The sequence below is a fragment of the Jiangella ureilytica genome, from assembly GCF_004348545.1.
GTDB classification, from domain to species: Bacteria; Actinomycetota; Actinomycetes; order Jiangellales; family Jiangellaceae; genus Jiangella; species Jiangella ureilytica.
Map to the genome: position 1 here is coordinate 1 of NZ_SMKL01000129.1, position 7,165 is coordinate 7,165.

At 72.0% G+C, this 7,165-nt stretch carries 2 protein-coding genes; one reads left to right on the top strand and one right to left on the bottom strand.

Annotated features, from left to right (window positions below; all coding sequences use genetic code 11):
- Positions 1-300 precede the first annotated feature (300 nt).
- Entirely contained in the window at positions 301-1,419 is a 1,119-nt protein-coding gene (locus E1212_RS28640) for a flavin-containing monooxygenase (RefSeq protein ID WP_131988888.1), read from the top strand.
- Here the strand turns inward: E1212_RS28640 and pulA are convergent.
- Positions 1,376-7,162, bottom strand: coding sequence for a pullulanase-type alpha-1,6-glucosidase (gene pulA / locus E1212_RS28645; protein WP_131988890.1), 5,787 nt, complete (start codon positions 7,160-7,162; stop codon positions 1,376-1,378). The genes E1212_RS28640 and pulA overlap by 44 nt on opposite strands.
- Positions 7,163-7,165 lie beyond the last annotated feature (3 nt).

Sequence of the window (7,165 nt, forward strand, 5' to 3'; positions counted from 1 at the left end):
AGCGCCAACCGTCCCCACTACCGCGAGCCGTCTTCACTAGCGCCAACCGTCCCCACAACCGCGAGCCGTCTTCACTAGCGCCAGCCGTCTTCGGAGCCCCCGAACGCCCGCAGAAGACGGCCCCCGCCAGTGAAGACGACTCCTGCAAGTGAAGACCGGCCCACGGAGTCGGCGACGCGCCGCCTGCACAGAAATGCCCATCTCCCCGTCACCGAGGATGCATGGTTCGCCCGACGCGCGCGCGGCCCCATCACCCTACCGTCAAACGCCTGACCTGCCGGAACGTACGGGGAGGGCGTCATGGAGCAGTACATCGAGACGATCGTGGTCGGGGGCGGGCAGGCGGGCCTCAGCGTCGGTTACCACCTCCGGAGAAGGGGACGAGGATTCCTGATCCTGGACGACCGCGCACGCACCGGCGACAACTGGCGGCGGCACTGGGACACGCTGCGGCTGTACAGCCCCGCGCGCTACGACGGGCTGCCGGGGCTGCGGTTCCCCGGGCCGGGCCGGGCGTTCCCGACGAAGGACCAGGTCGCCGACTACCTCGAGGCCTACGCGGCCCGGTTCGACCTGCCGGTCGAGCACGGCGTGCACGTCGAGAGCCTGACGGCGACCGACGACGGCGGCTACGTGCTCGACTGCGGCGACCGGCGGTACACGGCCGACAACGTCGTCGTGGCGACGGGGACGTTCGGGACGCGGGCCTACGTGCCGTCGCTCGCAACGGACCTGGACCCGTCCATCAACCAGCTGCACTCGACCCAGTACCAGAGGCCGGACCAGCTGCCGCCCGGCCCCGTCCTCGTCGTCGGGGCGTCGCACTCGGGCGCGGACATCGCGGTCGAAACCGCGCGCGAGCACCACACGATCCTGTGCGGCCACTCGAGGGGCCAGCTCCCGGTCCCGCTGGAGTCCCGGCGCGCTCAAGCGGCGTTCCCGGTGCTCTGGTTCCTGGCCCGGCACGTGTTCACGCTGCGCACGCCGATCGGACGCAAGATGCGCCCGGAGATCCGCACGCACGGCGGCCCGCTGCTGCGGGTCCAGGCGGACGACCTCGCCGCGGCCGGCGTGGAGTGGATCCCCGAGCGGGTCACCGGCGTGCGGGAGGGGCACCCGGTGCTCGACGGCGGCCGGGTGCTGGACGTCGCGACGGTGGTCTGGTGCACCGGGTTCCGGCAGGACTTCACCTGGATCCGGTTGCCGGTCCTGGGTGACGACGGCTGGCCTCTGGAGGAGCGCGGCGTCGTGCCGTCATCGCCCGGCCTCTACTTCACCGGCCTGGCCTTCCAGAGCGCGTTCAGCTCCATGCTGGTGGGCGGCGCCGGGACCGACGCGGAGTACGTGGCCCGGCACCTCAGCGCCGCGAGCACCGTCAGGGCTGCTCGAACACCGCGACCGTCCGTGCGGGAACGGTGACACCACCGGCGCCCACGACGGACCCGCGCACGACGGGGTCCGCCCCGGCGGCCTGGACGGGGTGCAGCCGCAGGCTCGCCCCGTCGTCGACCGCCACCGTCTGAGCCGACGGCGTCGCGTTGAAGACCACGACCAGCCGCTCCCGATCCGGGTCGAGGTCCGTCCCCGCCCGATCGTCGAGCTGCATGACGACCACGCCGGCGGGCTGCGACGGGCCGCCGGCGCCGAACGACACCCGCTCCTGCACCCGCGAGGCCGACCCGAGCCGGAACAGCGGCGACGAGAACCGGAGCCGGAGCAGGTCCTGCGCCAGCGCCGTCGACGTCGCCATGTCGCCCGCCGCGGGCTTCACCGCGGGGTCGGCGAGCAGCGGCCGCATGAAGTCCCACTTCGCCTCGTTGTCCGTCGCCGGCGGCAGGCCGGAGCCGAACGTGTTGTCCTGGCCGGTCCAGTCGACCCGGTTGAACCAGTCGCCGGAGTCGTAGGAGTTGCGGTCCAGCGACTTCGACCGCAGCAGGTCCGCTCCCGCGTGCCAGAACGACGGGCCCTGGCCGAGCGCCGTCGTGGCCAGCGAGAGCACGTTCATCCGCACCCGGTCGGCCATCGGAGTGTCGGCCGGCAGCTTGTAGGCGAGCGCGTCGTACAGCGTCTCGTTGTCGTGCGCGTCGACATACGTGATCACCTCGTCGGGGTCGGCGGTGTAGCCGGCCGGCGAGCCGTTGTAATCGACATCGGCGCCGGTGACGGTCGCGCCGGTCGCGTCGACGAAGGTGTAGTCGCGCAGGTTCCCGGTCAGCCCGACCTTGATCAGGTCCTGGTGCTGCAGCAGACGCGCACGCTGCTCGGCCTCCGAACCGTTCACCGCCGCGCCGTTCGGGTCGGTGAACAGCCCGCTGCCGAAGCCCTGCAGCCGGGGGTCCTCGTCGAACGGGCCGCCGCCGCGGACGCCGTCGCGCAGCCGGTCGTTGAAGGTGCCGATGCCGGCGCCGAACAGCTCCAGCTGCGTGGCCTGCCGGAACCGGGCGTTGTTCGCGACCTCGCCGAAGTTCCAGCCCTCGCCGTACACGTAGACCGAGGCGCCGTCCACGCCGTCACCCGGGACCGTCAGCTCGTCCAGCGCCGCCCGCACCCGCTCCATGGTCGACCGGCTGTGGTGGCCCATGAGGTCGAAGCGGAACCCGTCGACCTTGTAGTCGCGCGCCCAGGTGACGACGGAGTCGACGATCAGCTTCTCCATCATCGCGTGCTCCGACGCCGTGTTGGCGCAGCACGTGGACGTCTCGACGGTGCCGGTGGCGGAGAGCCGCTGGTAGTAGCCGGGCACGATCCGGTCCAGCACCGATTTGTCGTCCTGGCCGGCGGCGTGGGTGTGGTTGTAGACGACGTCCATGACGACGCGCAGCCCCGCGCCGTTGAGCGCGGCCACCATCTGGCGGAACTCGCGGGTGCGGCCGGGGCCGTCGGGGTTCGTGGCGTACGACCCCTCGGGGACGGTGTAGTGCAGCGGGTCGTAACCCCAGTTGAAGCCGTCCTGACCGGCGACGGCGGTGACGCACTCCTGCTGCGCGGTGCCGGCCGGGTCGGCGGCGGTGAGCGCCTCGAGGTCGCAGTCCGGGCTCGCCTGCTCGGCGCGGTTCTCGTTCACCGTCGCGATGTCGAAGACGGGCAGCAGGTGGACGGTGTTCAGCCCGGCGCCGGCGAGCGCCGAGAGGTGCCGCATGCCGGCGCCGTCGCCGTCGGTGAAGGCGAGGTAGGTGCCGCGCCGCTCCTCCGGCACCGAGGTGTCACCGACGGAGAAGTCGCGGACGTGCAGCTCGTAGATGGTGGAGTCCTCCGGCTGCGCGAGCCGCGGCTTGCGCAGCCGGTCCCAGCCGGCCGGCTTCAGGGCCTCGTCGGACAGGTCGACGACCAGCGAGCGCTCCGAGTTCGTCGTCAGCGCCAGGCTGTACGGGTCGGTGACGACGTTCGTCTCGACCCGGTCGGTCGCCGGCACGTAGACGTCCACCTCGAACGCGTACGCCGCCCCCGCCCAGCGCGGGTTGCCGCGCGCGGTCCAGACGCCGTCGCGGTCGCGGCGCATCGCGATCCGCTGCTCCGTGGTGGCGCCCGGCGGCGTGAGCAGCAGGTCGACGTGCTTGGCCGTCGGCGCCCAGACGGCGATGTCCGGCCGGCGGCCGTTCCAGACGACGCCCAGCTCGCGGTCCGCAGCCCCGGCGTAGACGTCGTCGAGGACACCCGGCAGCTGCACGCCGGTGGCGTCGACCAGCCGGCCGAGGTCGTCGTACGCGGCGACCGCGACCTGCCCGGTGAGGACCTCCTCGATGTCCTTCCGGTCGCGCTCGGCGAGCCGCAGGGCGTCGTACGACGCCAGGTGCGGGTACTCCTCGCGCACGTCGTCCGGGAGCCCGTCCTGGTCCAGCGTCAGCGGGTATGACGTCCCGCCCGTCACGGCCTCGGCGTCCACCCCGAGCCCGCCCTCCGGAGCCGCGTGCAGCCGGAAGCTCCAATCGGCCGCGGCCGCCGGCAGGTCCCAGGCGAGCAGCCCGCGCCGCAGCCAGTGCGCCTTCTGCTGGGTGAGGTCGGCCTGCGACTGCGCGGCCGACGACGTCACCGTCAGCACGTGGGTGGCGATGTCGTAGCTCATCGTGGTGCGGGCGCCGGCCGGGACGGTGAACGCGATGTTCGACCCGTCCGGCGCGCCGCCGGCGCCGTAGTTCTCGTCGAACGACAGCCCGTGCGTCACCTTGACCTCGTACGACCCGGCCGGGACCTGCGTCGTCGTGAACGTGTAGACGCCGTCGGCGTCGGGGTCCTGCAGCCACGACCGCATGCAGGACGGGTCCCAGTCGGCCGGGCAGCCCAGCTCGGACTGGAACGACCCGGGCGCGGTGACGATCGGGTCCTGCGCGTCGCTGGTGACCCAGTGGGTGGCGTGGTCGTAGTAGAAGGTGACGTCTCCGGCTTCGGCCAGCGGGAGCGGGATGTTCGGGCCGTCGCGGCGGGCGCCGAGGCCGTAGTTCTCCGCCCACGAGCCGTCGATGGCGGCCTTGTACTCGAAGTCGCCCGCGGGCAGCGCGAACGTGCCCTTCCAGACGTCGTCCTTCGCGTCCAGCGTGAGGCCGGCCTGCGCGCAGGCCGGGTCCCAGTCGCCGGCGCAGCCCATCTCGCTGTTGAGGCTGCCGGGGACGGTGACGCGGTCCGGCTGCTCGACGGGGCCGCCGCCGCCCGGCTCCTCGCCCTCGTCCTGCGGCTCGCCGACGACGCCGTACGTCGAGGCCACCGACAGGTTGCCGGAGTGGTCCTTCAGCACGGCGCGGTACTCGACCAGCGTGCCGTGCGCGAGGTCCGTGACGTCGTGGAAGACGCGGTACGGGGCGTTGTCGTCGGTGCCGAGCGCGGTCCACTCGGACGTCCCGAGCGGCCGCCAGGCCAGCGTGACCTGGTTGAACCCGCCGTCCGGCACCGAGACGCCGACCTCGGCGCGGCCGCCGACGGTGCTGCCGGGACCGGGCGTGCGGAAGTGCAGGGCCGGGGCGTCCTTCGACGTCTTCAGCGGCTTCGGCGCCTGCCAGACGACGGCGGACAGCGGCGGGACGGTGACGGCGACCCGGCCGGCCGCGTCGGAGCGCACGCTGTCGCCGTCGCCCCCGTCGCTCGTCCAGACCGGCAGGAACGTCGTCCGCGGGTTGAAGGTCGCGATGCTCACCGTCTGCGCTTGCGCGGAGTTGTTCGTGGCGACGACGTACTCGACCTGCTCCTCGCGGTCGATGCGGCTGAACGCGTACACGCCGGCGTCGTCGCTGGCGTAGCGGTGGATCTGCGCGCCGTCGGCCAGCGCCGGGTGCTCGTCGCGCAGCGCGGACAGCTCGGCCAGGCGCCGGTAGATCGGGTGCTCGGGGTCGAAGTTCTCCTGGGCCGTCGTGGCGTCGGAGCCGATGAGGTCGTCGTCGTTGTAGCTGGCCACCTGGCTGCCGAACATGTCCTGACGGGCGTCCTTGTCGCCGCCGTCGCCGGTGAAGCCCTGCTCGTCGCCGTAGTAGACCACCGGCTGGCCGCGGGTCAGGTACATGAGGTCGTGCGCCAGCAGCGCCCGGCCGAGCTGCTCGTCGGCTCCCACGCCGGTCTGCTGGACGAACCGGCCGATGCGGCCCATGTCGTGGTTGCCGAGGAACGTCGGCAGCGAGTACGCGTTGGAGTCGGGGTCGGTGTAGTAGTCGTCGCCGGCGAACAGGTCGCGCAGCTCAGTCGTCGGGCGGCCGGTCGCGAAGCCCTGCGCTCGGGCCTGGAAGCCGAAGTCGATGGTGGCCTGCAGCCCGCCCTCGGTCGTGTACCGCGACATCGCGGCCGGGTTGGCGTCGTATACCTCGCCGAACATGAAGAAGTCGTCGGCGCCGGACTCGTGCGCCGCGTCGAGAACCTCGGGCGCGAACTTCTGCCAGAACTCCATGTTGACGTGCTTGACGGTGTCGATGCGGAACCCGTCGATGCCGAACGCCGACCAGTACCGGTAGATGTCGATCATGCCGTCGCGGACCGTGGGCTGCTCGGTGAACAGGTCGTCGAGGCCGACGAAGTCGCCGTACAGGTCGCCTTCGCTGCCGTCGAAGGCCGCATTGCCGCGGTTGTGGTAGTGCGTCGGGTCGTTGAGCCAGGCCGGGACCTTGACCGTCTCGTCCTCGGGCGTGCGGAAGAACGGCGTGTACGGGAACGACGTGTCGGGGTCCAGGGGCGGGAAGGTGTCGCCGGCGGCGTACTGGCTGTCGTCGAACTCATTGCCCGCGGCGTCCCTGTACGGCGCCTCGCTCTTCGGGATGTACGTGTACCGGCCCTCTTCGTAGTCGATGACGTCGGCGGTGTGGTTGGTGATGATGTCGAAGAACACCTTGATGCCGCGGCCGTGCGCCTGGTCGATCAGCTCGCGCAGCTCGTCGTTGGTGCCCAGGTGCGGGTCGATCTGGGTGAAGTCGGTGATCCAGTAGCCGTGGTAGCCGGCGCTGACGTCGGCGCCGCTGCCCTGCACCGGCCGGTTCTTGAACGACGGCGTCATCCAGATGGACGTGATGCCCATGTCCTCGATGTAGTCGAGGCGGCGCAGGATCCCGGCGATGTCACCGCCGTGGTAGAAGCCCTTGTCAGCGGGGTCCAGGCCGTGGACGAGCCGTGGCTCCTCGGTGCCGGGCGGGACGGCGTACCCGCCGGTGTCGTTCGCCGGGTCGCCGTTGTCGAACCGGTCGGCCATGACGAAGTAGAACCGCTCGTCGGTGAGTCCGGTGCGCAGGCTGTCGCCGGCCAGCTCGCGGTCCTCGGGGGTGAGGCCGGGCTGCTGCTGGGTGGGGGCGACGGCGATCCGGTGGCTCGCGTGGTCGTAGCTGAACGTCACCTCGGCCGCGGCTTCCAGGACGAGCGGCAGGTTCGGGCCGTTCGCGACGCCGCCGGCGCCGTAGTTCTCGTCCCAGCCGCCGTTCAGGGCGACCTTGAACTCGTAGCTGCCGGCCGGGAGCTCGACGGCGTGCGCATAGGTCGTGGCGCCCGGCTCCGTGAGAGTGAGTTGCGTGGCGGCGCACGCCGGGTCCCAGTCACCGGCGCAGCCCAGCTCGTCCTGCAGGCTGCCGACCAGCGTGACGGCACTCGGCGGCGGCGTGTGGTCGGCGAAGGCGGGAACGGTGGCCGTCGCGGCGGTGACGGCGGTGGCGGCGACGAGGCCCAGGGAGGCGGCGAGGACGAGGAGGCGGCGGGTGGGCAGGGT